General features: G+C 44.9%; 34 protein-coding genes, 2 tRNA genes, 2 rRNA genes and 1 pseudogene. 36 read left to right on the top strand and 3 right to left on the bottom strand.

What is annotated here, in order from left to right:
• Positions 1 to 2: 2 nt before the first annotated feature.
• The 30 genes from rplP (at position 3) to NSS94_RS21750 (ending at position 18,508) form a co-directional block, all read left to right on the top strand.
• The gene (rplP, locus tag NSS94_RS21895) at positions 3 to 437 is read left to right on the top strand and encodes a 50S ribosomal protein L16 (protein ID WP_007432576.1); all 435 of its coding nucleotides are present in this window, start codon (positions 3 to 5) and stop codon (positions 435 to 437) included.
• Entirely contained in the window at positions 427 to 624 is a 198-nt protein-coding gene (gene rpmC, locus NSS94_RS21890; protein WP_007432575.1) for a 50S ribosomal protein L29, read from the top strand. The genes rplP and rpmC overlap by 11 nt, the downstream gene beginning before the upstream one ends.
• Before the next feature lie 50 nt (positions 625 to 674).
• Positions 675 to 938 (top strand): 30S ribosomal protein S17, encoded by a 264-nt coding sequence (gene rpsQ / locus NSS94_RS21885; protein ID WP_007432574.1) that lies wholly within the window; start codon positions 675 to 677, stop codon positions 936 to 938.
• 34 nt (positions 939 to 972) lie between these two features.
• Positions 973 to 1,341: a 50S ribosomal protein L14 gene (gene rplN, locus NSS94_RS21880; protein WP_007432573.1), complete on the top strand. Its 369-nt coding sequence runs from the start codon at positions 973 to 975 to the stop codon at positions 1,339 to 1,341.
• Between the two features lie 36 nt (positions 1,342 to 1,377).
• The gene (gene rplX / locus NSS94_RS21875; protein WP_013312155.1) at positions 1,378 to 1,731 is read left to right on the top strand and encodes a 50S ribosomal protein L24; all 354 of its coding nucleotides are present in this window, start codon (positions 1,378 to 1,380) and stop codon (positions 1,729 to 1,731) included.
• A gap of 31 nt (positions 1,732 to 1,762) precedes the next feature.
• Positions 1,763 to 2,308 carry a 50S ribosomal protein L5 gene (gene rplE / locus NSS94_RS21870; protein WP_007432571.1) on the top strand — a complete coding sequence of 182 codons (546 nt, stop codon included), beginning with the start codon at positions 1,763 to 1,765 and terminating at the stop codon, positions 2,306 to 2,308.
• A gap of 76 nt (positions 2,309 to 2,384) precedes the next feature.
• Entirely contained in the window at positions 2,385 to 2,570 is a 186-nt protein-coding gene (locus tag NSS94_RS21865; RefSeq protein WP_010348808.1) for a type Z 30S ribosomal protein S14, read from the top strand.
• A gap of 32 nt (positions 2,571 to 2,602) precedes the next feature.
• Complete coding sequence (gene rpsH / locus NSS94_RS21860) at positions 2,603 to 3,001, top strand: 30S ribosomal protein S8 (RefSeq protein ID WP_007432570.1); 399 nt, start codon at positions 2,603 to 2,605, stop codon at positions 2,999 to 3,001.
• A 33-nt stretch (positions 3,002 to 3,034) separates the two neighbouring features.
• Positions 3,035 to 3,577 (top strand): 50S ribosomal protein L6, encoded by a 543-nt coding sequence (rplF, locus tag NSS94_RS21855; protein WP_029514488.1) that lies wholly within the window; start codon positions 3,035 to 3,037, stop codon positions 3,575 to 3,577.
• 115 nt (positions 3,578 to 3,692) lie between these two features.
• The gene (rplR, locus tag NSS94_RS21850; protein WP_007432568.1) at positions 3,693 to 4,061 is read left to right on the top strand and encodes a 50S ribosomal protein L18; all 369 of its coding nucleotides are present in this window, start codon (positions 3,693 to 3,695) and stop codon (positions 4,059 to 4,061) included.
• Positions 4,062 to 4,088: 27 nt separating this feature from the next.
• Complete coding sequence (rpsE, locus tag NSS94_RS21845) at positions 4,089 to 4,586, top strand: 30S ribosomal protein S5 (protein WP_013312151.1); 498 nt, start codon at positions 4,089 to 4,091, stop codon at positions 4,584 to 4,586.
• Positions 4,587 to 4,598: 12 nt separating this feature from the next.
• Entirely contained in the window at positions 4,599 to 4,784 is a 186-nt protein-coding gene (gene rpmD, locus NSS94_RS21840; protein WP_013312150.1) for a 50S ribosomal protein L30, read from the top strand.
• Positions 4,785 to 4,827: 43 nt separating this feature from the next.
• On the top strand, positions 4,828 to 5,268 hold the full coding sequence (gene rplO / locus NSS94_RS21835; protein WP_013312149.1) for a 50S ribosomal protein L15: 441 nt from the start codon (positions 4,828 to 4,830) through the stop codon (positions 5,266 to 5,268).
• Entirely contained in the window at positions 5,268 to 6,566 is a 1,299-nt protein-coding gene (gene secY, locus NSS94_RS21830; RefSeq protein WP_013312148.1) for a preprotein translocase subunit SecY, read from the top strand. Before rplO ends, secY begins: the two co-directional genes overlap by 1 nt.
• Positions 6,567 to 6,656: 90 nt before the next feature.
• On the top strand, positions 6,657 to 7,301 hold the full coding sequence (locus NSS94_RS21825; RefSeq protein ID WP_029514486.1) for an adenylate kinase: 645 nt from the start codon (positions 6,657 to 6,659) through the stop codon (positions 7,299 to 7,301).
• Positions 7,302 to 7,306: 5 nt separating this feature from the next.
• On the top strand, positions 7,307 to 7,846 hold the full coding sequence (locus tag NSS94_RS21820) for a M24 family metallopeptidase (protein WP_029514485.1): 540 nt from the start codon (positions 7,307 to 7,309) through the stop codon (positions 7,844 to 7,846).
• A 9-nt stretch (positions 7,847 to 7,855) separates the two neighbouring features.
• Positions 7,856 to 8,164 (top strand): KOW domain-containing RNA-binding protein, encoded by a 309-nt coding sequence (locus NSS94_RS21815; RefSeq protein ID WP_013312145.1) that lies wholly within the window; start codon positions 7,856 to 7,858, stop codon positions 8,162 to 8,164.
• Between the two features lie 2 nt (positions 8,165 to 8,166).
• Positions 8,167 to 8,382, top strand: a complete 216-nt coding sequence (gene infA, locus NSS94_RS21810; protein ID WP_006212898.1) for a translation initiation factor IF-1 — start codon at positions 8,167 to 8,169, stop codon at positions 8,380 to 8,382.
• A 118-nt stretch (positions 8,383 to 8,500) separates the two neighbouring features.
• On the top strand, positions 8,501 to 8,614 hold the full coding sequence (gene rpmJ / locus NSS94_RS21805; protein WP_003333770.1) for a 50S ribosomal protein L36: 114 nt from the start codon (positions 8,501 to 8,503) through the stop codon (positions 8,612 to 8,614).
• Positions 8,615 to 8,635: 21 nt separating this feature from the next.
• The gene (gene rpsM / locus NSS94_RS21800; protein ID WP_007432560.1) at positions 8,636 to 9,004 is read left to right on the top strand and encodes a 30S ribosomal protein S13; all 369 of its coding nucleotides are present in this window, start codon (positions 8,636 to 8,638) and stop codon (positions 9,002 to 9,004) included.
• 19 nt (positions 9,005 to 9,023) lie between these two features.
• Complete coding sequence (rpsK, locus tag NSS94_RS21795; protein WP_013312144.1) at positions 9,024 to 9,419, top strand: 30S ribosomal protein S11; 396 nt, start codon at positions 9,024 to 9,026, stop codon at positions 9,417 to 9,419.
• Positions 9,420 to 9,554: 135 nt separating this feature from the next.
• Positions 9,555 to 10,499 carry a DNA-directed RNA polymerase subunit alpha gene (locus NSS94_RS21790; RefSeq protein ID WP_007432558.1) on the top strand — a complete coding sequence of 315 codons (945 nt, stop codon included), beginning with the start codon at positions 9,555 to 9,557 and terminating at the stop codon, positions 10,497 to 10,499.
• Positions 10,500 to 10,533: 34 nt separating this feature from the next.
• Positions 10,534 to 10,899, top strand: coding sequence for a 50S ribosomal protein L17 (gene rplQ / locus NSS94_RS21785; protein ID WP_013312143.1), 366 nt, complete (start codon positions 10,534 to 10,536; stop codon positions 10,897 to 10,899).
• Positions 10,900 to 11,050: 151 nt separating this feature from the next.
• Entirely contained in the window at positions 11,051 to 11,836 is a 786-nt protein-coding gene (truA, locus tag NSS94_RS21780; RefSeq protein ID WP_029514484.1) for a tRNA pseudouridine(38-40) synthase TruA, read from the top strand.
• 183 nt (positions 11,837 to 12,019) lie between these two features.
• Positions 12,020 to 12,457 (top strand): 50S ribosomal protein L13, encoded by a 438-nt coding sequence (rplM, locus tag NSS94_RS21775; protein WP_013312141.1) that lies wholly within the window; start codon positions 12,020 to 12,022, stop codon positions 12,455 to 12,457.
• Between the two features lie 20 nt (positions 12,458 to 12,477).
• Positions 12,478 to 12,870, top strand: coding sequence for a 30S ribosomal protein S9 (gene rpsI, locus NSS94_RS21770; protein WP_013312140.1), 393 nt, complete (start codon positions 12,478 to 12,480; stop codon positions 12,868 to 12,870).
• A 1,709-nt stretch (positions 12,871 to 14,579) separates the two neighbouring features.
• Entirely contained in the window at positions 14,580 to 15,272 is a 693-nt protein-coding gene (locus NSS94_RS21765) for a phosphoadenylyl-sulfate reductase (protein ID WP_029514483.1), read from the top strand.
• 54 nt (positions 15,273 to 15,326) lie between these two features.
• Positions 15,327 to 16,496 (top strand): sulfate adenylyltransferase, encoded by a 1,170-nt coding sequence (gene sat, locus NSS94_RS21760; RefSeq protein ID WP_029514482.1) that lies wholly within the window; start codon positions 15,327 to 15,329, stop codon positions 16,494 to 16,496.
• Between the two features lie 68 nt (positions 16,497 to 16,564).
• The gene (gene cwlD / locus NSS94_RS21755; protein ID WP_029514481.1) at positions 16,565 to 17,341 is read left to right on the top strand and encodes an N-acetylmuramoyl-L-alanine amidase CwlD; all 777 of its coding nucleotides are present in this window, start codon (positions 16,565 to 16,567) and stop codon (positions 17,339 to 17,341) included.
• A gap of 60 nt (positions 17,342 to 17,401) precedes the next feature.
• A complete protein-coding gene (locus NSS94_RS21750) occupies positions 17,402 to 18,508 on the top strand; it encodes an Mrp/NBP35 family ATP-binding protein (protein ID WP_318628397.1) in 1,107 nt (368 codons plus the stop codon).
• Between the two features lie 113 nt (positions 18,509 to 18,621).
• Here NSS94_RS21750 and NSS94_RS21745 read toward each other — a convergent pair.
• The 3 genes and pseudogenes from NSS94_RS21745 to pdaB form a co-directional block, all read right to left on the bottom strand.
• Positions 18,622 to 19,981: pseudogene (locus NSS94_RS21745) on the bottom strand (IS1182 family transposase).
• A gap of 137 nt (positions 19,982 to 20,118) precedes the next feature.
• The gene (gene gerD / locus NSS94_RS21740) at positions 20,119 to 20,865 is read right to left on the bottom strand and encodes a spore germination lipoprotein GerD (RefSeq protein WP_341040126.1); all 747 of its coding nucleotides are present in this window, start codon (positions 20,863 to 20,865) and stop codon (positions 20,119 to 20,121) included.
• 106 nt (positions 20,866 to 20,971) lie between these two features.
• Positions 20,972 to 21,751, bottom strand: coding sequence for a polysaccharide deacetylase family sporulation protein PdaB (gene pdaB, locus NSS94_RS21735; protein ID WP_023990485.1), 780 nt, complete (start codon positions 21,749 to 21,751; stop codon positions 20,972 to 20,974).
• A gap of 98 nt (positions 21,752 to 21,849) precedes the next feature.
• Here pdaB and NSS94_RS21730 point away from each other — a divergent pair, with 98 nt between their 5' ends.
• The 6 genes from NSS94_RS21730 to NSS94_RS21705 all read left to right on the top strand — a co-directional run bounded on the left by NSS94_RS21730 (position 21,850) and on the right by NSS94_RS21705 (position 25,348).
• Positions 21,850 to 22,464 (top strand): stage II sporulation protein M, encoded by a 615-nt coding sequence (locus NSS94_RS21730; protein ID WP_029517533.1) that lies wholly within the window; start codon positions 21,850 to 21,852, stop codon positions 22,462 to 22,464.
• 191 nt (positions 22,465 to 22,655) lie between these two features.
• Complete coding sequence (locus NSS94_RS21725; protein WP_013312131.1) at positions 22,656 to 22,886, top strand: hypothetical protein; 231 nt, start codon at positions 22,656 to 22,658, stop codon at positions 22,884 to 22,886.
• Positions 22,887 to 23,305: 419 nt separating this feature from the next.
• Positions 23,306 to 24,861: ribosomal RNA gene (locus NSS94_RS21720) — 16S ribosomal RNA — on the top strand.
• 159 nt (positions 24,862 to 25,020) lie between these two features.
• Positions 25,021 to 25,137, top strand: a 5S ribosomal RNA gene (gene rrf, locus NSS94_RS21715).
• A 38-nt stretch (positions 25,138 to 25,175) separates the two neighbouring features.
• Positions 25,176 to 25,252, top strand: a tRNA-Ile gene (locus NSS94_RS21710).
• A gap of 20 nt (positions 25,253 to 25,272) precedes the next feature.
• Positions 25,273 to 25,348, top strand: a tRNA-Ala gene (locus NSS94_RS21705).
• The last annotated feature ends 154 nt before the right edge of the window (positions 25,349 to 25,502 follow it).

Raw genomic sequence — 25,502 nt, 5'->3', positions numbered from 1 at the left:
TCATGTTGGTACCAAAACGCGTAAAACATCGTAAACAACAACGTGGTCATATGAAGGGTCGTGCAAAAGGCGGTACTACACTGAACTTTGGTGAGTACGGTTTGCAAGCTACTGAACCTGCATGGATTACTAACCGTCAAATCGAAGCTGCTCGTATTGCGATGACTCGTTACATCAAACGTGGTGGTAAGGTTTGGATTAAAATTTTCCCTGATAAACCAATTACTCAGAAGCCTCTTGAGGTTCGTATGGGTAGTGGTAAAGGTAACGTAGAAAAATGGGTTGCAGTAGTGAAACCAGGCAAGATTATGTTTGAACTTGCTGGTGTTCCGGAAGAGATTGCTCGTGAAGCAATGCGTCTTGCCGCTCACAAACTGCCAATCAAAACTAAGTTTGTGAAACGTGAAGAATTGGGTGGTGAAGCAAATGAAGGCTAGTGAATTCCGCAACCTAACCACTGCTGAAATCGAACAAAAGATCTCCGGTTTTAAAGAAGAACTTTTTAACCTTCGTTTTCAACTCGCTACCGGTCAGCTTGATAACCCGACTCGGATCGGCGCTGTGCGTAAGGAAATTGCTCGTGCTAAAACTGTGATCCGTGAAAGAGAACTTGGGATTAGCTAAGATATCAGACCGGGTGGAAAATCCGCCTGTAATTAGGAAGGAGGCCAACAATGAGCGAACGTAATGCCCGTAAAGTATTAGTCGGTAAAGTAGTCAGCGACAAAATGGATAAAACGATTGTGATTGCTGTAGAAACTTACAAAAAACATGATCTCTACCATAAACGCATTAAAGTAACTAAGAAATTCAAAGCTCATGATGAAAACAACACTGCACAAATCGGTGATACTGTTAAAATCATGGAAACTCGCCCTTTGTCCAAAGACAAAAACTGGAGACTGGTCGAAATCGTTGAAAAAGCTGTTATAATCTAATGTAGTGTAGTTTTTCCGAAAGGAGGATAAATAAATGATTCAACCATTTACACGTTTGACTGTAGCTGACAATTCCGGCGCGAAGGAACTGATGTGTATCCGTGTGCTCGGTGGTACGGGACGTCGTACAGCTCAAATTGGTGACCTGATCGTTTGTTCCGTAAAACAAGCAACACCAGGCGGCGTTGTCAAAAAGGGTGATGTAGTAAGAGCGGTTGTTGTTCGTACTAAACGTTCTATCCGCCGTAAAGACGGTTCCTACATCGGATTTGACGAGAACGCAGCAGTGGTCGTTAAAGAAGACAAGAGCCCACGTGGTACTCGTATTTTCGGACCAGTTGCTCGCGAACTTCGTGACAAGGACTTCATGAAAATCGTTTCCTTGGCTCCGGAAGTGATCTAAACTCACCTTAAAATGTGCCCGTAGGAGGTGTACGAAATGCCAAAAGTGAAAAAAGTTCTGGAATCCCATAACAACAAGCTGCACGTCAAAAAAGACGACACTGTTCTGGTGATTACAGGTAAAGATAAAGGTAAAAAAGGTCGCGTTATCGCTGCTTACCCTCGTCAAAACCGTGTGCTTGTGGAAGGTGTTAACATGATTAAAAAACACCAAAAGCCTAATCAGCTGAATCCACAAGGCGGCATCATCGAGAAAGAAGCTCCGATTCACGTTTCCAACGTTATGCACATTGATCCGAAGAGCGGAAAAGTAACCCGTGTTGGTTACAAAGTTTTGGACAACGGAAAAAAAGTGCGCATTGCAAAACGTTCTGGCGAAGTGATCGACTAATTATTTTTTAAAGAAAGGAGGTATATGATTCATGGCTACAACAAGAATGAAAGAACGTTTCTTGAAAGAAATCACTCCTGCTTTGATGCAGAAGTTCAACTATACAACAGTGATGCAAGTGCCTAAAATCGAGAAAGTTGTAATCAACATGGGTGTTGGCGACGCAGTCCAAAACTCCAAAGTGCTTGATTCAGCTCTCAACGACATGCAGCTGATCGCTGGTCAAAAGCCAGTAATCACTCGCGCGAAAAAATCTATCGCAGGTTTTAAATTGCGTGAAAACATGCCAATCGGTGTAAAGGTAACACTTCGTGGCGAGCGTATGTATTATTTCTTGGACAAATTGTTCAACATTACTCTTCCTCGCGTACGTGACTTCCATGGTGTATCAACAAAAGCTTTCGACGGACGTGGTAACTACACGCTTGGTCTGAAAGAACAGTTGATCTTCCCGGAAATCGAGTATGATCAAGTTGATAAAGTTCGTGGTATGGACATCGTTATCGTAACGACTGCCAAAACTGACGAAGAGTCCCGTGAGCTTCTGACTCAGCTGGGCATGCCTTTCGCAAAATAATGTTGGCATAACGTTTCGGGCGTCTGATTTTAAAGACACCCTGTTCTCCGAAACTATTTAGGAGGTGTCAGGCTAAGTGGCAAAAACTTCGATGAAAGTCAAACAACAACGCGCACCAAAGTTTAAAGTTCGTGCTTACACTCGTTGCGAGCGTTGTGGTCGTCCACATTCGGTACTGCAAAAGTTTAAGATCTGCAGAATTTGCTTCCGTGAATTAGCTTATAAAGGCCAGATTCCTGGCGTGAAAAAAGCAAGCTGGTAAAAAGTCCTGTTTGGGAAGGAGGTTTATACACAATGACTATGTCTGATCCAATTGCAGATATGCTTACTCGTATTCGTAACGCGAACACAGTTCGTCACGAAACAGTAGAAATGCCTGCATCTACAATGAAAAAACAAATCGCCGACATCCTGAAACGTGAAGGATTCATTCGTGATGCGGAATTTGTTGAAGATAGCAAACAAGGGATCATCCGTATTTTCTTGAAATACGGTGCGAACAACGAGCGTGTTATCACAGGTTTGAAAAGAATCAGTAAACCAGGTCTTCGCGTTTACACGAAGAGCAATGAGATTCCACGCGTACTGGGTGGACTCGGGATCGCAATCATTTCAACATCCAAAGGTATCATGACCGACAAAGAAGCACGTCAGTCTAAAGCCGGCGGAGAAGTTGTTTGCTACGTTTGGTAAGATAACGTTTAAAAGATAGGAGGTGCAACAGATATGTCCCGTATTGGTCGTAAACCAATCACAGTACCAAGTGGTGTTGACGTGACTTTGAACAACACAGCGATCACAGTTAAAGGTCCTAAAGGAACATTGACTCGTGAGCTTCATAAAGACATGTCCGTTACTGTGGAAAACAATGAAATTAATGTAGTTCGTCCTTCGGACAACAAACTTCACCGCTCTTTGCATGGAACAACCCGCAGCGTTGTCAGCAACATGGTAAGTGGTGTAACTGAAGGATTTTCAAAATCTCTGGAGCTGGTTGGGGTCGGATATCGTGCAAGCAAATCCGGAGATAAAATCGTTCTGAACGTTGGATATTCTCATCCGGTTGAAATCACACCGGAAGCGGGCATCGAATTCGAAGTTCCTTCGAACACTAAAATCATCGTTCGCGGAATTGATAAAGAGCGTGTAGGTGCCTACGCTGCTAAAATTCGTTCCGTTCGTGAACCTGAACCGTACAAAGGTAAAGGGATTAAATACGAAGGCGAGCGCATCATCCGTAAAGAAGGTAAAGCCGGTAAGAAGAAATAAGTTTCTTACCGACTTTGTGCGGTCTTTCTGCTGGAAAGACTTCGTACTTCTTTTTTACCCAGTGCGTCTTAGTATAAAGATTTAAAAGGCAAACTGAAGGGAGTGAAAACTTGAGATGATTACAAAACAAGATAAAAATAAAGCACGTGTCAGAAGACATCTGCGTGTACGTAAGAAAATCGAAGGTACGGCTGTACGTCCTCGTTTGAACGTATTCCGCTCTTCCAAGCATATCTACGCACAACTGATTGATGATGTAGCTGGTGTAACATTGGTATCTGCATCCACTATGGATAAAGAACTGAGCAGCGAAATCAAAAACGGCGGTAGTGTAGAAGCAGCTCGTAAGGTTGGCGAACTCGTTGCTAAACGTGCGAAAGAAAAAGGTCATGCTAACATCGTATTTGACCGTGGTGGATACTTGTATCATGGACGGATTCAAGCTTTGGCTGATGCAGCTCGCGAAGCAGGCCTTGAATTCTAAGACATTTCTCAAAAGGAGGTTAACGACTTGCGTGTAGATCCGAATACTTTGGAACTGACTGAAAGAGTAGTAAATATTAATCGTGTAGCTAAAGTTGTCAAAGGCGGACGCCGTTTCAGCTTCAGTGCTCTGGTAGTAGTGGGCGACGGCAACGGCTGGGTAGGCGCTGGAATCGGTAAAGCTGGCGAAGTACCTGATGCAATTCGCAAAGGTATTGAAGATGCTAAGAAAAACCTGGTTCACGTTCCACTCGTAGGAACAACAATTCCTCACCTTGTTACAGGTAAGTTCGGTGCTGGCCGGGTTCTGTTGAAACCGGCATCGGAAGGTACTGGAGTTATCGCTGGCGGTCCGGTTCGTGCTGTACTGGAACTTGCTGGTGTAGGTGATATCTTGACAAAATCTTTGGGTTCTTCGAATTCCATGAATATGGTCAATGCGACTTTGGAAGGTTTGTCCCGTTTGAAACGCGCTGAAGAAGTTGCAAAATTGCGCGGCAAATCCATCGAAGAGCTGCTGGGCTAAGGAGGGAATATCATGGCGAAATTAGAAATTACCCTCGTTCGTTCGTTGATCGGCCGTCCTGGTAATCAGAGAACGACTGTTAAAACGCTCGGCTTGCGTAAAATCAACCATAAAGTAGTTCAACCCGACAATGCAGCTATTCGCGGGATGATTAATCAAGTTAGCCATTTGGTTTCTGTTAAAGAAATTGAGGCTTAAGAAATAAAGTATTTTAACAATAATCAAGGAGGTGCAACGAACGATGAAGTTACATGAGCTTTCCCCAGCTCCAGGCTCCCGCAAAGAACGTAAACGTTTGGGTCGTGGTCCTAGTAGTGGTACGGGTAAAACTTCTGGTCGTGGTCATAAAGGTCAAAACGCTCGTTCCGGCGGTGGTGTACGTCCGGGCTTCGAGGGTGGTCAAAACCCACTGTATCGTCGCTTGCCTAAACGCGGTTTCGTAAATCCTACTCGTAAAGAGTATGCGGTTTTGAATATCGAAGATTTGAACAGTTTTGCAGCGGGTACAGAAGTAAGCCCTGAGTTTTTGCTGAACAATGGCATTGTGAAAAACGCCAAATCCGGAATTAAAATTCTGGGTAACGGTGAAATCACTGTGAAATTGACAGTTAAAGCGAACAAGTTCTCTCAATCTGCGGTAGAGAAAATTGAAGCTGCCGGCGGTAAAACCGAGGTGATCTAATGTTCAAGACCCTGAAAAATATATGGCGGGTTGAGGATCTTAGAACCCGAATCCTGTTCACCCTGTTTATACTCTTTGTATATCGTATTGGCTCCTTCGTGCCGGTTCCCGGCGTGAACAAGCAAGTCTTTACTTCTCAGGATCAAGCAGGAAGCGAGTTGTTTGGACTCCTTAACACCTTCTCAGGGGGCGCATTGTATCAGTTTTCGATCTTCGCCCTCGGGATTATGCCATATATTACAGCGTCCATCATTGTACAGTTGCTGTCAATGGACGTGATTCCGAAACTTGCGGAATGGGCTAAACAAGGAGAGCATGGTAAAAAGAAGTTGGCTCAAATTACGCGTTATGGTACGGTAATACTTGGCCTGATTCAAGCATTCGGAACGTCGATTGGCTTTAATCGACTGTACGGTGCAGCGATGATTCCAGGAGCCACTTTTGCAGATTATCTGGTCATTGCCATTGTGCTTACAGCAGGAACTACGTTCCTTATGTGGCTCGGTGAGCAAATTACCGAAAAGGGAATCGGCAATGGTATCTCTATTGTTATCTTCGCAGGGATTGCGGCGGGTATTCCAAGACATATTCGGACGGTTGTAGAATCTCAGTTTATTCAGGCGGATCAGCTGTTTATGAATATTCTGAAGGCAATTATAATTGCTCTGGTGATTGTTCTGATTATTGTTGGTGTTATCTACATCCAGCAAGGTATTCGGAAAATCCCGGTACAATACGCGAAACGTGTAGTTGGCAACAAAATGTACGGTGGCCAGAATACGCATATTCCGATGAAAATTAATGCGGCAGGCGTTATTCCGGTAATCTTTGCGGTATCATTGCTGCAATTCCCGACAATTATTGCGAGTTTCTGGGCAGATCATGTTTGGGCTAAGTGGGTTACCACTTACTTGTATTATGACAAGCCGCTGGGCATGGTTTTGTATGTCGTAATGATTATCGGTTTCACATTCTTCTATACCTTTGTACAGATGAATCCGCAGCAAATGGCCGACAATATGAAGAAAAACGGCGGTTATATTCCGGGAATTCGTCCGGGTAAAGCCACGGAGAAATACTTGACACGAGTAATGTCACGTTTGACAATGACAGGAGCTTTGTTTCTGGCAGTCATATCCGTTTTGCCGGTATTCTTCGGTTCGCTTTCGGGCTTGCCTCGTTCCGTGCAAATTGGCGGTACTTCATTGCTCATCATCATTGGTGTAGCATTGGATACAATGAAGCAAATCGAAAGCCAACTGATCAAACGCCATTACAAAGGCTTCATCAACAAATAGGCAATAGGTACCGGCTTAGGATGTTCGCATGCTTACCGGCACCTTTTGTGCTGTTTCTTGTGTAGGGGTCGTCTTGAGGAGTGACAGATTGTGAATATTTTGATCATGGGCCCTCCGGGGGCTGGTAAAGGTACACAAGCAGATGTCATTGTGAAGGAATTCGGCATTCCTCATATCTCGACAGGTGATGCTTTTCGCCTAGCGATGAAACAGGGAACACCTATTGGCATTAAAGCTAAAGAATATATCGACAAGGGTGAACTTGTTCCGGATGACGTAACAATCGGCATCGTTGAAGAACGGCTGCAACAGCCAGATTGCAAGAAAGGGTTCTTGCTGGACGGTTTTCCAAGAACTTTGGCTCAGGCTGAAGCCTTGGATCAAATTTTGGGTCGTTTGAATACGAAGCTAGATGACGTTATTAACTTGAAAGTGGATAGTGACAACTTGTTGGCACGAATCACAGGACGGCGGGTTTGTAAAACCTGCGGAACTAGCTATCATATTGTCTTTAATCCTCCTAAGGTTGAAGGCATTTGCGACAAAGACGGTGGGGAACTCTATCAGCGTCCTGACGATAATGAAGATAGCGTAAGAACACGACTTGACGAATATAGTAATAAAACAGCACCACTCCTCACGTTTTATGAGAACCAGAATCTTCTGCGTCATATCGACGGAGAACAGGATATTGATGTGGTTTCCCAAAATATCGTGTCCTTGTTGCGGGGTTAGCTGTAATGATCATTTGCAAGTCGGGGGCGGAATCAAGCTTTATGAGGAAAGCTGAGAGAATAGTTACGGAAACGGATCATTTCTTGGCAGGACACATCGAGCCCGGTATTACGACCGGTGAACTTGATCATTTAGCTGATCGGTATATTCGCAGTCAGGGAGCTGTGCCGTCTTTTAAAGGTTATAACGGTTTTCCTGCTAGCATTTGCGCTTCAGTCAACGAACAACTGGTGCACGGATTTCCCGGCAAACGCAAGTTAAACAAAGGCGATATCATCGCGAAAACTCGCCAGTTTACAATGTCGCATGCCATTCGGCAATATATTGAGAATCCAAACCGTGGTATTCCTGAGCAGGGGCCGAGGCTGAAAACCGGCATTGTGCTGGCTATTGAATCTATGATTCAAATAGGTTCTCACCATGTAGGGGCGCTGGAAGACAACTGGACGGTCGTTACGATCAACGTAACCTCATGTGCTCATAACGAGCAAGCGGTGACGTGCGGAACGGGCGGCATGGACATTTTCACGAAACTGAGTGCGTAGGTGATTGGAATGATTCAGCAAGGAAACCTGCAAATCGGTCAGCTGGTGAAGATTCTGAAAGGCAGAGGTGCCGGACAGATTGCGGTTGTCGTTTCAGTAGCAGATAGCAGGTTTGTATATATTGCGGATGGGGATAAACGAAAGTTTGATCAAGCGAAGAAGAAAAATGTTCTTCATTTGGTGCCTCAGCCAAAGATTAGTAGCGAGATTGTAAACAGTTTAAACGAAAGCGGTCGGGTGACGAATGGAAAGCTGCGCCATGCAGTGAAAACTTTCCTGGATTCGTCCGAATACCAAGCTGAAGAGAAAGGAGACTGACTTTGGCCAAAGAAGATGTCATTGAGGTTGAAGGTACGGTAATCGAGCCACTGCCGAACGCTACGTTCAAGGTAGAGCTGGAGAACGGTCATCAAATTCTTGCTCATGTTTCCGGAAAGCTGCGGATGCACTTTATCCGTATTTTGACAGGCGACAAGGTGGTTGTACAGTTATCGCCTTACGATTTAACCAAAGGCCGTATAACGTACCGCAAGTAATTCATGCAGGTTTTTATTAAACGTATATCATTTAAAAAAACTTGTTTTGCTCGGCAAAACGATGTGAATGTTCACGAAGCGAGTTTTACCAGGGTAAAGCTTGGAGGAGGTAATCAACATGAAGGTAAGACCTTCTGTAAAACCTATTTGCGAAAAATGCAAAGTCATTCGCCGCAAAGGGAATGTAATGGTTATTTGCGAAAATCCGAAACACAAACAAAAACAAGGTTAATAGAAGGGGGTGTAGCGTAAAATGGCTCGTATAGCTGGTGTGGATTTGCCACGTGACAAACGCGTTGAGATCGCCTTGACTTACATTTTCGGAATCGGTAAAACGACTTCTCAGAAAATCTTGAAGGAAACAGGCATCAGTGCAAACACGCGTGTTCGTGATTTGACTGAAGATGAAGTGAGCAAATTACGTGAAACGATCGACAAAGAAGTTAAAGTAGAAGGCGATCTGCGTCGTGAAATTTCCTTGAATATTAAACGTCTGACTGAGATTGGCTGCTACCGTGGTGTTCGTCACCGTCGTGGGTTGCCTGTTCGCGGACAACGTACTAAAACTAATGCTCGTACGCGTAAAGGTCCTCGTCGGACTGTAGCGAACAAAAAGAAATAAGAAGGGAGGATAACATTCAATGGCTAAACCGAAAAAAGTTGTACGTACAAAACGCCGTGACCGTAAAAATATCGAGACTGGCGTGGCACACATCCGTTCCACGTTCAACAACACGATCGTTACGATCACAGATCCACACGGTAACGCAATCTCTTGGGCCAGCTCAGGCGGCATGGGATTCCGTGGTTCCCGTAAATCTACTCCATTCGCAGCGCAAATGGCCGCAGAAACTGCTGCTAAAGCTGCTATGGAACACGGCATGAAAACTGTCGAAGTCATGGTTAAAGGACCTGGTGCAGGTCGCGAAGCAGCAATCCGCTCTTTGCAAGCTGCTGGTTTGGAAGTTAACCTGATCAAAGACGTAACTCCGGTACCTCATAACGGATGCCGTCCTCCAAAACGTCGTCGCGTCTAATGAGATTTCTCCTCTGCGTGTAGTATAGATCCGGCACAAACTGCCAAGAATGGATGTTTAGGTATACTGCATGATAGACTATGGATAAGGTGAATGTTTCATATAGGAGCGACGTTTTGAAGGAGGGATATTGCAGTGATAGAAATCGAAAAGCCGAAAATTGAGACGGTTGACGTCAATGATGATGGCACCTATGGAAAATTCGTAGTAGAACCGCTGGAACGCGGATACGGTACGACGCTTGGAAACTCGCTTCGCCGTATTCTGTTATCCTCGTTACCGGGGGCAGCAGTCACATCGGTTCAAATCGATGGGGTTCTGCACGAGTTTGCAACGGTTCCCGGTGTGAAGGAAGACGTAACGGAGATCATTCTGAACTTGAAAGCTTTATCGCTTAAAATCCACTCGGATGAAGAGAAAGTACTCGAAATCGATGCGGAAGGCGAAGGAGTTGTAACGGCAGGAGATATCCGTGCGGATAGTGATGTGGAAATTCTTAATCCGGATCTTCACATTGCTACGCTCGGACCGGGTTCGAGACTTCACATGCGTATTTTTGCCAATCGCGGTCGCGGTTACGTTAAGCAGGATCGGAACAAACGTGATGACCAGCCGATCGGCGTCATTCCCGTCGACTCCATCTACACTCCGATTGCACGCGTGAACTACGGCGTAGAAAATACGCGTGTCGGCCAGGTTACGAATTATGACAAGCTGACACTTGAGGTTTGGACTGACGGAAGTATTCGTCCCGAGGAAGCAGTGAGCCTTGGAGCCAAAATTTTGACCGAGCATGTGATGTTGTTCGTGGGTCTCACGGACGAGGCTAAAGATGCTGAAATTATGGTTGAAAAAGAAGAAGACAAGAAAGAAAAAGTTCTTGAAATGACGATCGAAGAGCTGGATCTCTCCGTCCGTTCCTATAACTGCCTTAAGCGCGCTGGTATCAATACGGTACAAGAACTCACGACTAAATCTGAAGAAGATATGATGAAGGTCCGTAACTTGGGTCGCAAATCTTTGGAAGAAGTACAAGAGAAGCTCGAGGAACTTGGTTTAGGACTTCGTACGGAAGAATAGTACAGCAACGTTTTTGTGAAGGAGGGGAAATTACATGGCATACCAAAAATTGGGCCGTAACTCCAGTGCCCGTAAAGCTTTGTTTCGTGATTTGGTAACCGATCTGTTCTTGTATGAGCGTATCCAAACTACTGAGGCTAAAGCAAAAGAAGTTCGTTCTATTGCTGAAAAACTGATCACCAAAGCGAAAAAAGGAGATCTGCACGCACGTCGTCAAGTGGCTGCGTTCGTTCGCCGTGAAACTTTGGATGGTGAGCAGGATGCAATCCAAAAGCTGTTTAGCGAATTGGCTACACGTTACACTGAGCGTCCAGGTGGATACACTCGTATCTTGAAATTGGGACCTCGTCGTGGCGACGCCGCTCCAATGGTATATCTGGAATTGGTTGACCGCGCGTAAACAGGCGAAGATGAGGGAAGGGTGGACAGAATCGGCTTGATTCTGAACAACCCTTTTTTTCTCTTGGAGGAGTCCTTGAGGGACTTCTCCTTTGTTATGTTCGGTTATTCCTTGTAAGGCCAGAGAATACCCCTATAAAGGTGTGAGAAGCATGCGGAACTTGTGCATGAAGGTGAACTATGACGGAACCCACTATGATGGCTTTCAGACGCAGCCTAACGGTAACACTATTCAGGACTGCCTTGAACATGCTATCTACTCATTGACGGGCGAGCGTCTTAAAATTACAGGCTCAGGCCGTACAGATGCAGGTGTACATGCATACGGGCAGGTATTCAATTTTCACACTGAATCGCCGATTCCAATACAGCGCTGGTGTCTGGCACTTAATGCCTGGTTGCCTCGTGATATCATCGTTACGGATGCGAGAGAGGTGCCAATGTCCTTTCATGCACGCCGCATGGCGAAGCGGAAGACATATCGGTACAGTATTAATGCGAACCGGTTTCCGGACATCTTTCACCGTCGTACACAGGCCCATCATCCAACGAGTCTGGATGTAAGAGCGATGGAGGAAGGGTTGGCTCATTTAGTTGGCACCTTTGATTATACTTCGTTCGCATCTCGACGTTCCCAAAAGACGAATCATGTTCGCACTATTTACGAAGCCTATATGACAGTAGACCATTCCTTTTCACGTCCGGGCTCGGATGATCAGGGAATTATTCATACTTATATTACAGGTAGCGGATTTTTGCAGCACATGGTTCGGATTATTATGGGGACTTTGCTGGAAGTGGGAGAAGGCAAAAAATCGTCGGATGATATTCCTTCCATTTTGGAGGCGAAAAATCGTTCAAAGGCTGGACCTACGGCCGTCGGACACGCTTTAACTCTCTGGAATGTAGAGTACGACGAAAACATCAAAAAACATTGATTTTACTCTTGCGGAATTGATGGTTATCCTGTAATATAAAAGTTGTGTTTTCTTAATGGCTTTCCCACAGCCCCAATTAAGATAATCACTTTAAAGTAACATCTAATCCATCAATAATGCAGCAACTTAACGAACGAAGATAAATGATGATTTCTGTTAACGAACTTAAGGAGGATACTTTTCATGCGTACTACGTATATGGCGAAGCCAAATGAAGTTGAGCGCAACTGGCACATCATTGATGCCGAAGGCAAAACGCTCGGTCGTCTGGCAAGCGAAGCGGCTGCGTTGATTCGCGGCAAACACAAGCCACAGTTTACACCACATGTGGACACAGGTGATTTTGTTGTTGTAATCAATGCGGAAAAAATCGTATTGACCGGTAAAAAAATGGAGAACAAGAAATACTACCGTCACTCCCTGCATCCGGGTGGTCTGAAAGTAACGGTTGCACAAGAAATGGTTAAGAACAAGCCTGAGCGCATGTTGGAATTGGCTGTTCACGGTATGCTTCCTAAAACTCGTCAAGGCGAGAAAATGAAGCTGAGACTTAAAGCTTACAGAGGCACTGAGCATCCACATGCAGCACAAAAACCTGAAGTTTACGAACTTCGCGGATAATTAAAAGGGAGGACAGTTTCATGGCACAAGTACAATACTATGGGACAGGTCGTCGTAAACATTCGGTAGCTCGTGTTCGTCTCGTACCGGGTGAAGGACGCATTGTCATCAATAAGCGTGATATTAATGAATATTTCGGTTTGGAAACTCTCAAACTGATCGTAAAACAACCACTGAACCTGACAGAAACAGTTGGTAGCTATGACGTACTCGTTATCGCTCATGGTGGTGGTATCTCTGGTCAAGCCGGCGCAATTCGCCACGGTATTTCCCGTGCTTTGTTGAAAGCAGATCCGGAATTCCGTCCAGCTTTGAAAAAAGCAGGCTTCTTGACTCGTGACCCACGTATGAAAGAACGTAAAAAATACGGTCTCAAAGCTGCTCGTCGTGCACCACAGTTCTCGAAACGTTAATATTTCGAATACAGAAGAACCTTTTCCTTATGGAAAGGGTTCTTTTTTTAATTTCCTAATCATTACCCACATGTGGATAAGTAGACCTAGTTTAAAGCTATGAGTTTCGGCATGTTTCAGCGAATACATAAATAACCGCATGCAAATGCACGGAAAACGAGAAGTTATCCACGAAGGAATTGAAGATGATATTGTTATACACAAATACAGTTTGCTATTTCAACGTAGTTTATTCTGTAATGTTTATAACCTGTGACTAAATATATTGTCCGGCAATTTAGTTTAGCCTGGTCTTAATATTCTCTGCTAAGTGCTGTTTCGCGAGGGTACTTTGCTTTCACCTGTTTATGTAAAGTTCTCGTTGATATGTTCTGGGAGCACTGTCTATGCCTCTTGTAGAGCTGTTTTGGGCGTAGCAGGGATACAGCAAGGAATACCTCTTTTTATTTGTGTGTACTGAGCAGAAGGACGATCCTTAACCTAACTGTCGGCTGCCTAGGCTGCTGCAATTGCAACGGCGATGTACTTGTTGCTGGTAATAGAAATAGTCTACACAGCAATCGCCACAAACTATAAACAGGAGCACTATGCATTGTCCGACTGTTTACCCTCATAAAATCGCTCCTCATTGATGACAGCTTTAAAAAGACTTCCAGAGCGATAAGAGCCTTGTTTGTGTCCAGTGGATCAATTGTTCGGTAATTGCCTCTACAAGCGCTATAGGATTGGATAGAGGCATAATAAGAATTCAGCGCGGAGTCATTTCTTTTATAATTTCCACAATGAAGGTATCGCTGACGCCAGAGCTCCTGAATAGTATAGTGGTTTCATCTGGCTAAAAATTCGGGTAAATGCTATTTCGCTTTTACCCTCTTCTGAACTTATCCATATACGGACTTCATCTTTTGAATGCAGAATAAGAATTCTGAAGCTAAAGGTATTTTCAAATCCCTCAGTTGGCGTCCTTCGATAATCTTAGATTCAGAAACGATGCTTGTTATCTTCTATAGATAGTTTTGCATGATCAAGTAACCCAAAGCTGTTCAGTATTACCGATGGCTGCCTCGCACTGGGCACAGGATTAGGATACGCTGCTCCTAGTTGACTCTAAAGCATTTTACTCAGAAAATCCGCAAGCAGACGTTAAGTACAAAAAAACATTTTGGCTATCAAATCATTCAACCAAGTGATTTTACGTAGCATGATAGGTTGTCAAAAAAATGCTTATCCGTACGTTCGGTTTGCTCTTCCAAAGTCACCATAGGGAATATTCCTTCAAGGACCAAACTACTTCCATATGTTGTTGTATAAGAAAGGCCTTTTTTTAAAAGCGTACTGTTAGTACATCTTTGTCTTCGACAGGGTGGAGAACAAGCCATCTTTCTTGACGGAAAAAATCCCTAATTCAAGCATACTTTCAGCTACAATAGTTACCTTTAGTAACCAAAGAGCTTATGTACCATTCTCAAATGTTTGGTATAAGAATATTTTATATAAAGTCAATGTACTTGGTTGGATACGCAAGAAAGCATTAAAGAATGCTGACAGAACAACATTCCTACAAGTTTGGGTGGATAAATGCTTGCATCAGGACATTTTGCCTTGGATTGACAATGATTAAGAAAGTTTTATACTGTATTTAATCTTATTAGTTTAGTCGGTATTGGAGTGACACTATTTATGAATCTTCATATGGAGGCGCATTGATAATGAATTTATTGGAGAAAGAAGCGTTGATTAGAGTCAAGGCAATTGAACTGGAAGATGCTACGCCAGAGGAAATTATCCAGTATGCTGTTCTTACATTTCCCAATCTTACCTTTGCTTGTAGCTTCGGAGCAGAAGATGTAGTACTAGTAGACATGCTTCAAAAAATTAGCCCTTCCACCGACATTTTTTACTTGGACACCGACTTTCATTTTCAAGAAACTTACGATACGCGAGATCAGATGAAGGCCAGGTACAACTTGGATTTTGTTAGAGTCTCTCCCTTAATTACTCCCGAAGAGCAAGCGGCTAAACATGGAGAGGAACTGTGGAAAACAGATCCTAACACATGTTGTGGTATACGCAAAGTTGAGCCGCTGACACGCATTTTGTCGCAATACGATGCATGGATTACCGGTATTCGCCGCGATCAGGCCCCTACTCGTGCGAATTCAAAAAAGATAGAGTATGATGAAAAGTTTGGACTCGTTAAATTTAACCCCTTGGCAAGCTGGACATCCGAGGATGTATGGAACTATATCCGCACTCATGAAGTGCTGTATAATCCATTGCATGACCGCAATTATCCAAGTATCGGTTGTGAGCAATGTACCCGTGAGGTCCTACCAGGTGAAGATCCTCGTGCAGGTCGCTGGTCTGGCAATGAGAAAACGGAGTGCGGGCTCCATCAATAAAATGATATTCAGGTAGCTATGAGTCATATTTATGAAGAAGAAGGGAAGTGCATTATGACTGCAATTCTTCCGCATGGCGGAACACTTGTTGATAAAATCATTACAGGACCGAAGCAAAAAGCACTTTTGCAGGCCGCAGAGGAATTGTTTCCTATCCGTGTAAACTCATGGACCATTTCTGATCTGGATTTGATTGGAGTGGGGGCTTTCTCTCCTTTGACGGGGTTTATGAATGAATCTGACTATAGGTCAGTGGTAACAGATATGCGTCTTGCCGATGGTACAGTCTGGAGTATTCCCATTACTCTTGCAGTTGCAGAAAGTATAGCCAGTGAATTGAAATTAGGTCAGCAGGTGGCTTTAGTGGGGGAAACAGACGGTACCATTTATGCTGTACTTAATATTGAAAGTATTTATCAGGTAGATCAGGCTGAGGAAGCCAGAAGAGTATTCAAGACGGATGACCCGGCTCATCCTGGCGTAAACAAACTGTTAGATCGACCTGCTACGTATGTTGGTGGATCTGTGCAAGTGCTGAATCGGCCGGAGGCCACACAATTTAGTGAGTTTTACTATACACCATCACAGACACGCGACTATTTTGCAGAAAAAGGCTGGAAAACAGTGGTCGGTTTTCAAACACGAAATCCGGTACACCGAGCACATGAGTACATCCAAAAAAGCGCGATGGAGATTGTGGATGCATTGTTTCTAAACCCACTCGTTGGTGAAACCAAGTCAGATGACGTTCCGGCAGATGTGCGTATGAAGAGCTATCTGGTGCTGCTGGACAATTATTATCCGGCTGATCGGACTTTTCTGGGGGTATTTCCTGCTGCCATGCGATACGCGGGCCCTAGAGAGGCCATTTTTCATGCTATTGTGCGAAAGAACTATGGCTGCACCCATTTTATTGTTGGAAGGGATCATGCTGGTGTAGGAGACTATTATGGTACCTACGAGGCACAGGAAATTTTCAGGCACTTTACACCTGAAGAGCTGGGGATTACTCCATTGTTCTTTGAACACAGCTTTTATTGCACCCGATGTGGAAACATGGCTTCAAGTAAAACATGCCCACATCCCAAGGAGCAACATTTAACGCTCTCGGGCACCAAGGTACGGGAATTGTTGCGCTCTGGGGTTTGCCCGCCACCTGAATTTACACGACCGGAGGTTGCTCAAGTGCTGATTGAAGGTATGAAGGAATTTGTTCATGCCTGAGTTGTACTATCTACACGCCTCGTCCCATATAGATTATTAGTATCTGTATAGGACGGAGGCGTTTTGTTATGCAAAAAAATAATCGTAAAAACGAGGTTACACTGTGGATTCGCTATCGGACGTTGCAAAAAATGCTGTTGGGCTGTTGTCTCGCCGTTCTATTTATTACGCTGGCATTGTATGAGATACCTGCTTCGAGAGCTTGGACCCATTGGAGTTTACCCCTTACAGGTAAAGTAATTGCCATAGATGCTGGACACGGAGGGCCTGATGGAGGGGCGGTTAGCAAAGAAGGGATTATTGAAAAGGATATTAATCTGGCAATCGCTTTTTATTTGCGGGATTATTTACAGCAAGCAGGTGCTGTTGTTGTCATGACACGTGAGGATGACCGTGACCTGGCGCAGCAAGAAACGAAAGGTTATTCCAAAAGAAAAACGGAGGATTTGAAGCAGCGTGTGCGTATAATTGAGGAGCAGAAAGCAGACCTCTTTCTAAGTATTCATATGAACAGTATCCCGTCGAGCCGTTGGAGTGGAGCCCAGACCTTTTACGTACCTAACCATGCAGATAACGAGAATTTGGCGTCTTTAATTCAGGAAGAGATCAAACGTAACTTGGAAAATACGGACAGAGTGGCTAAGACCGTGAACACAGTTTATTTATTGAAAGCTCTCAAAATGCCATCAGCCCTTGTTGAAGTCGGATTTTTGTCCCATCCAGAGGAGGCCAGACGACTAAGTGACGTGAACTATCAAAGACAGGTGGCGGCGTCCATATATAAGGGGATTTTGCGTTACTGTGCCGGGGAAAAGGGGATCTCACCAGCACCTGAGGCCAGATAGTGGTATACTGTAAGTGTTTACCACTCCGTAAATTCATCAAAGCAGAGGTGCTGATAAATCATGCAATCAAGAGAGCAAGTTATAGAGTTACTTCAACAAGTGCGGGAGCCTTATACAGGACGCCGTCTAGTCGATCTCCATTTTATTCGGGATGTGGTTGTTAAAGAGGATCGTGTATCCTTGACCGCTATTAGTCTTAATAACCAGGAAGAGACGCTTGCAGAACTGGAGCGGGAAATCCGGCAGACTTTAGAAGAGGCGGGATTAAGCCACGTCCATATTCGTATTCGTGAGGCATCTGAGCATGAAAAGTCCGCAATTCAAGCTGGGGAGAATACCGAGGACGCCGCTGACCCGGTTTTGACCAAAGGACATGCTGTCGGTATGGAAGAACATGAGCTGCTTAACCCAGCATCTGGCGTCCGGTTTATTGCTATTGCAAGCGGAAAAGGTGGTGTTGGAAAATCGACAGTAGCTGTAAATTTGGCTGCTGCTTTAGCTAGACAGGGGAAGCGTGTGGGTTTAATTGATGCGGATATCTATGGATTCAGTGTGCCGGATATGATTGGAGTAGAGGATGTGCCTTCGGTCGAAGAGGGTATCATTCAGCCAGTGGAGCGATTTGGTATCAAAATCATGTCAATGGGCTTCTTTGTCAGAGAGAATAACCCGGTGATCTGGAGAGGTCCCATGCTAGGGAGAATGCTCAGACAGTTTTTTAGTGATGTCGAATGGGGAAAGCTGGACTATATGATTCTCGATTTACCACCAGGCACTGGCGATGTAGCGCTTGACGTACATCAAATGATTCCGCAGAGTGAAGAAATCATTGTTACTACTCCACATGCGACGGCGGCTTTTGTAGCTGCACGTGCAGGCGCAATGGCGCTTCAAACGGATCATAAGGTCATCGGTGTTGTGGAGAACATGTCTTATTATGTGTCCTCCACTGGAGAAAAGGACTATGTTTTTGGGCGAGGAGGAGGGGCTATGCTGGCAGACACTCTTCATACAAAACTTCTTGCTCAAATTCCGCTGGGTATTCCAGATAATCATCCGTCAGAAGCCGACTTTTCTCCATCAGTATATAAATCCGAGTCGGCGACAGGAGCCATTTACAATGATATTGCTGCTCAAATTATGATCTTGCATACGAAATCTAAATAAAGAAAAAAGGCTGGTTTTTAAACCAGCCTCAGATTGTCGAGAAACCCCGTCATTTTGAGACGTGGGTTTCTTTTTTACATCATAATGCTCTGGTCTCTGGAGAAGCAGGGGGGTTACCCCTGTTTCTCCAGGCGATCTAGGTGGATCGCCATCTTCTTCATGTTCTGCACGGCTGCCGTCATAAGGGCTTGTTCCCTGACGTTTGGAAGACCGCGCAAACGGCAATAGCGAAACCCATGGAGCTCTTTGGCATCCGCGAAGCTTCGCTCAATCGTCTCTTTTCGTTTGCGGTACAGCTTTTTACCAGATGGGCTCAGCCGGTTGCTCCGTACCCACTCTTTGCTGTCTTCCCAGACATGCCGAGTCACCACTTTGCGGTGGTTTCGAGACTGGGTACACTGACTTAGCAGTGGGCAATGCTGGCACTGAGCTGGGTCAGAGGCATACTGCCGGTATCCCTTACGGTCCGTCGTTCGGTAGGGCAGTTCCTGTTGGGCTGGGCATCTATACGCATTGCGTTTGGCATCGTATTCAAACTTCCATTTCGGAAACAGCCTTGTCTGGGATGGAATCTTCGGTGAGCAATCACGGCAAAAATCTTTCGGTTCTGCAAACCTCGGCAAATCGGCGTTGTTAAATAACCTGAATCTAGTGCAACAGCTTCTACTTGAAAACCAAAACGTTCTCTTTGGCGATCCAAACGGGACAAATAGGGGACAGAATCATGTACATTCCCCGGTGTCACATGCACGTCCGTAATCAGATTGTACTTCATATCCACCGTGCGGTGGTCCAGATAGAAGAAGCCTTCGGGCTTGCCATCACGGATCATATAGCCGCTGTCCGGGTCTGTTTTGCTCACTTTAATTTCTTTTTCTTCATTCACTTCCTCTCGGGATTTTAAGGCTTTTTTCCGTGGTTTCTCCGGTCATCCTTCACCGCTTCGTTCAGCTCGTCCATATAGTCTTTAGTATTTTGCAACACATGTTCTTTGGTGTACTGGTGCCTGTTAGCATTGGCTTTGACGTGTGTGGAATCGGTGACGAGAACACGCCCACCCACCATTCGGTGAGAGATCGCCTGCAGCACAATTTCATCGAAGATATCTTGAAAGATCGTGGTGTCTTTAAAGCGAGTGCGACGATTCCAGCTCATCGTCGTATGGTCCGGAACTTTATCCGTTAAGCCCAACCCCAGAAACCAAGGATAAGCTAGGTTCGTCTGAATTTCTCGCTCGAGTTGCCGTTCTGAGCGAATGCCATAGAAATAACCGAGAAAGATCATTTTAAACAATACGGTAGGATCAATGGCAGGACGCCCGTTGTCTGCACAATACAGTGGTCGAACTTTATCATCGATAAACGAAAAATCGATATACTTATCTACTTTGCGGAGCAAGTGATCTTGAGGAACCAGATCTTCGATGGAAACAAATTCGTAGGATTGTTGTTTTTCGCGGTTGGAGCGTAGCATATCAACACCATCCGTTCTACAATAGTTACCTATATTATACAACATTAACGCGGTGTCGTTTTAAACAAAATTAACATAAAATAGGCTGTCGAGACTTTCTCGACAGCCTGAGGCTGGTTTTTAAACCAGCCTTTTTATTATTGGCTTCCTCCTTGTTCTCCTTCGCCTCCACCTTCGCCGCCTGCACCGCCTTGCTTATCGCCGCCTGCACCGCCTTGCTCACCACTTTTTTTCTCAACCTTGGGTTGAAGCTCCTCTTGTACGACGGTTTTGAGTAAATTCATAACCTCAAGTCGGAAAATCGGATTTTGCATGGCATCATGCATGACTGTCATAGATTGTTTGCGATATTCAGGGGTTTTAGTTAAGTCCATATACATTTTGGTTAATTCTGGCGACTTGAGCATTGCTTCAATTGATTTTTGATAAGAAGGGTCTTTTATAAGTTGCATATGAAGCTGTTTGCTTTGGCTGTTGATGGCTTTGGCAAATTCTCCGGCAAAACGCGGATCAGTCATAATCTTTTCGATTTCTTTTTTATATTCAGGTGATATCAAAGTATCTTTGACTGCGATCTTCATCTGCTCAGCCGATTGCATGGGCATAAGCATTTTCATTCCCATGCTGCCACCAGCCCCACCACCAGATCCACCCTCTTCACTGCTTTGACCGGATTGTCCTTCTTTGGATGAACTGTTTTCCCCAGTTAAAGCTTCCTCTACCGCTTTTTTTCCGTCATCACTTTTCAGGATATCGACAACCATCGTTTTCATCTCTTTATAACTGTTCTGGGGGGGCGCAGAACCCTGATCCGAGCCGCATCCACTCAGTGCAACGCCCAGTACGCATACCGTGCTAATAAATCGCAAACGAGTCCAATTCATGGCCGTATTCCTCCTTCATCATGAATGTGGATAGTATGCGGATGAATGGGGAGAAATATGTCGATTTGCTTTTGGTTTTTAGCTGAGAACGATGTAAAATAACTCCTTAAAGACCCAGTGCCTGATCGCGTACCTCTTTGCCTTTTACTGTACCCTGTTGAAGCAGTTCAGATACAGTCACGAATTCATAGCCCTGTGCACGCAACTTGTCGATAATGACGGGCAAGGCTTCATGCGTTTGTTTACAGGAATCACTGGCATGCAGAAGGACGATATCGCCAGGATGCGCTTTATTTACAACACGGTCGATTATGACCTGAGTACCAGGGTTTTTCCAATCCAGGGAATCTGTATCCCACTGAATGGTTTTGTAGCCTAAAGTGCCGGCAACCTGAAGGACCCTTTTATCAAAGTCGCCATTAGGCATACGGATCAACTTCGGGGACTGTCCCGTCAGTTCGGTTAATGTGGTATGAGCAATTGAAATCTGCTTACGAATATCTTCATCGCTTAAGCTACTGTAATTTTCATGTTTATGGCCATGACTGCCGATTTCAAATCCACTTTCTTTAATCTGATTCACAAGCTCTGGATGTGTTTTACTCCAAGGGGCAGAAAGGAAAAAGGTGGACTTGGTCACTTTTTTATCCTCAAGGACTTTTAAGATGGGGGCAGTACGCTTATCCCCCCAACTAATATCAAAGGTGAGAGCGATCAACTTTTTGTCCGTGGGTACACTATAAATAGCGGTTGGTGCTTCCTCGGAAAAAACCGTAACATTATCGGTTTCTACATAAATGACTCCAACGGTAAAGACGGCTGCAGCCATTACGATTAAGAATCGTTTGATTTTTTTACCGTTTAATACATAGAAAAAAGAATTCATGGTTAATAACGCTCCTTTCATCCTAGAAGTGCTTGTTTACTTAAAGCTATGCCGGGGGTTGTCAATTATTCCATTGGACTAATAGGAGGAATTATCAAATGGGACTAAAAGCTTTTTTTCACGATTTACACACGACAAGACGGCTAATTTTTATCTCTGCAATTCTTTTCTGCACAAGTATTATAGTGGGATGGTTAAGTACAGGCACTATTCAATCCATGCTGGCGCAACAAATGAAGGGGCTGGGAGAAGTAGCGCAGCGCTTGCAGAATTCTGAGCATCCACAATGGAGTTTTTTTGTATTTATCTTTTTCAATAATGCAATTAAATGTGTGCTGGTTATATTTATGGGGGCTGTATTTGGAATCGTACCGTTTATATTTTTGATTGTGAACGGTATGGTATTAGGGTTCGTAGTACACTTGCAGACAGATATAGGAAGAAGTATCTATGAGGTTGTTGTAAAAGGGTTACTGCCTCATGGTGTGATTGAATTGCCAGTTTTGATTATCGCCTGTGCTTTCGGATTGAAGTTCGGAATCAACATAATGTCTACTATAGGTACAAGCATAGGGCTAAAGCGTAAAGAAACTGGCCTGTCGTGGGATGTATTTATGAAACAAACGTTGAGGGTGTCCATATGGTCTGTCATCTTACTGCTTATAGCAGCTGCAATTGAGAGTGGCATAACTTATCGTTTATTGTCACAATAAAATATTATGGCCAATTATTTATATATTTCTTGAAAATTGAACATAACAAAGGGGAGAGCCTAAAGAAAAGGCAAAGATTAATCGGATAAGTTTGAAACCTTAGCAGTTGAGTTTAAAAATAGGTAAAGATTGGAACAATAGTTGAGCAAATATAAGTACTTTATAATCTGCTGATAAGGGAGTATGGTCATATGTTGGGAATGCTGTTTAACGAAAAAGAATGCAAGGAACTTGACTACGTTCTTCGTAAGGAGCTAGATGAAATGCTGCTTGATATGAGCGATACTCGATTGGATCAAGATATTCGCTACGCAATCGCACTTCGATATAAAACAGTCTTCCGCATGTATGCCCGTTTTGCACCCGCCAAGGAACTATCAAAATATGCTCGCAGAGGGCGAGTCCCACAAACTAAACAATGAAAAAGGTAGAAACTACATCAGATATCAGGAAGTAAACTATTTTTAAAAGCTTATACTTTCTGATATCAAAAAAAGTATTGACTCTATTCAATATTCATGGTAAATTAATTTTCGTTCCTTTTTAAAGAATTTGCTCAAAAAAAAGAAATTAAAAAAACTCTTGCAAATCTTAAAAAGAGATGATATATTATAAAGGTCGCCACTGAGACGCGGTGACGAAAAAAAAGTAAGACATTATGCGAGTTTGATCTTTGAAAACTGAACAACGAGTGAGTACGGATTTTGTTTACAAAATCCAACGCTGAAATTTCGGTACATGCCATCAGGCTGTATAAAATGGAAGCAAACAAGAGATATTTTATCTCGTCAGTTTCAACATGAGCTTATCGCTCTTTCTATAAACCAGCTTCGGCTGGTCTTTAATGGAGAGTTTGATCCTGGCTCAGGACGAACGCTGGCGGCGTGCCTAATACATGCAAGTCGAGCGGGGTTATGTAGAAGCTTGCTTCTACATAACCTAGCGGCGGACGGGTGAGTAACACGTAGGCAACCTGCCCACAAGACAGGGATAACTACCGGAAACGGTAGCTAATACCCGATACATCCTTTTCCTGCATGGGAGAGGGAGGAAAGACGGAGCAATCTGTCACTTGTGGATGGGCCTGCGGCGCATTAGCTAGTTGGTGGGGTAAAGGCCTACCAAGGCGACGATGCGTAGCCGACCTGAGAGGGTGATCGGCCACACTGGGACTGAGACACGGCCCAGACTCCTACGGGAGGCAGCAGTAGGGAATCTTCCGCAATGGGCGAAAGCCTGACGGAGCAACGCCGCGTGAGTGATGAAGGTTTTCGGATCGTAAAGCTCTGTTGCCAGGGAAGAACGTCTTGTAGAGTAACTGCTACAAGAGTGACGGTACCTGAGAAGAAAGCCCCGGCTAACTACGTGCCAGCAGCCGCGGTAATACGTAGGGGGCAAGCGTTGTCCGGAATTATTGGGCGTAAAGCGCGCGCAGGCGGCTCTTTAAGTCTGGTGTTTAATCCCGAGGCTCAACTTCGGGTCGCACTGGAAACTGGAGAGCTTGAGTGCAGAAGAGGAGAGTGGAATTCCACGTGTAGCGGTGAAATGCGTAGAGATGTGGAGGAACACCAGTGGCGAAGGCGACTCTCTGGGCTGTAACTGACGCTGAGGCGCGAAAGCGTGGGGAGCAAACAGGATTAGATACCCTGGTAGTCCACGCCGTAAACGATGAATGCTAGGTGTTAGGGGTTTCGATACCCTTGGTGCCGAAGTTAACACATTAAGCATTCCGCCTGGGGAGTACGGTCGCAAGACTGAAACTCAAAGGAATTGACGGGGACCCGCACAAGCAGTGGAGTATGTGGTTTAATTCGAAGCAACGCGAAGAACCTTACCAGGTCTTGACATCCCTCTGACCGGTCTAGAGATAGACCTTTCCTTCGGGACAGAGGAGACAGGTGGTGCATGGTTGTCGTCAGCTCGTGTCGTGAGATGTTGGGTTAAGTCCCGCAACGAGCGCAACCCTTATGCTTAGTTGCCAGCAGGTCAAGCTGGGCACTCTAAGCAGACTGCCGGTGACAAACCGGAGGAAGGTGGGGATGACGTCAAATCATCATGCCCCTTATGACCTGGGCTACACACGTACTACAATGGCCGGTACAACGGGAAGCGAAGCCGCGAGGTGGAGCCAATCCTAGAAAAGCCGGTCTCAGTTCGGATTGTAGGCTGCAACTCGCCTACATGAAGTCGGAATTGCTAGTAATCGCGGATCAGCATGCCGCGGTGAATACGTTCCCGGGTCTTGTACACACCGCCCGTCACACCACGAGAGTTTACAACACCCGAAGTCGGTGGGGTAACCCGCAAGGGAGCCAGCCGCCGAAGGTGGGGTAGATGATTGGGGTGAAGTCGTAACAAGGTAGCCGTATCGGAAGGTGCGGCTGGATCACCTCCTTTCTATGGAGAATCGTTTCCTGCGATGGAAACATTCAAATTAGCAGGTACATGTACCTGCGACCGGATATTCAATTCGGTTCATCACATTCGTGTGAATGAAATGAATATCCTTAAATTACTCACTCGTTGCTCAGTTTTGAGAGCTCAAACTCTCGAACGTTTGGTGGCGATAGCGGAGGGGTTCCACACGTACCCATCCCGAACACGACCGTTAAGCCCTCCAGCGCCGATGGTACTTGGACCGCAGGGTCCTGGGAGAGTAGGACGTCGCCAAGCGCAACCACTAAAGAAGAACTTCTTTGGTGGTTTATTATGGGCCCTTAGCTCAGCTGGTTAGAGCGCACCCCTGATAAGGGTGAGGTCGGTGGTTCGAGTCCACTAGGGCCCACCATATAACTTTATATTCCTTTTGGGGCTATAGCTCAGCTGGGAGAGCGCCTGCCTTGCACGCAGGAGGTCAGGGGTTCGATCCCCCTTGGCTCCACCAAAAAACTGCATGAATATCATCCGCTCGAATGAGATGGACCGATGTTCACACAGGCTACAGTTTCGATGAAACTGTATTGCACCTTGAAAACTGGATACCGAAACGAAATTGCGTTTTAGAATATTCCTTTAAGCTGATCTTGTGTAAACAAGTG

This window comes from Paenibacillus sp. FSL L8-0644 (assembly GCF_038008165.1).
GTDB lineage: Bacteria > Bacillota > Bacilli > Paenibacillales > Paenibacillaceae > Paenibacillus > Paenibacillus polymyxa_D.
The sequence above is the reverse complement of the archived record's forward strand: the minus strand, read 5'-3'. Positions and strand labels throughout refer to the sequence as shown.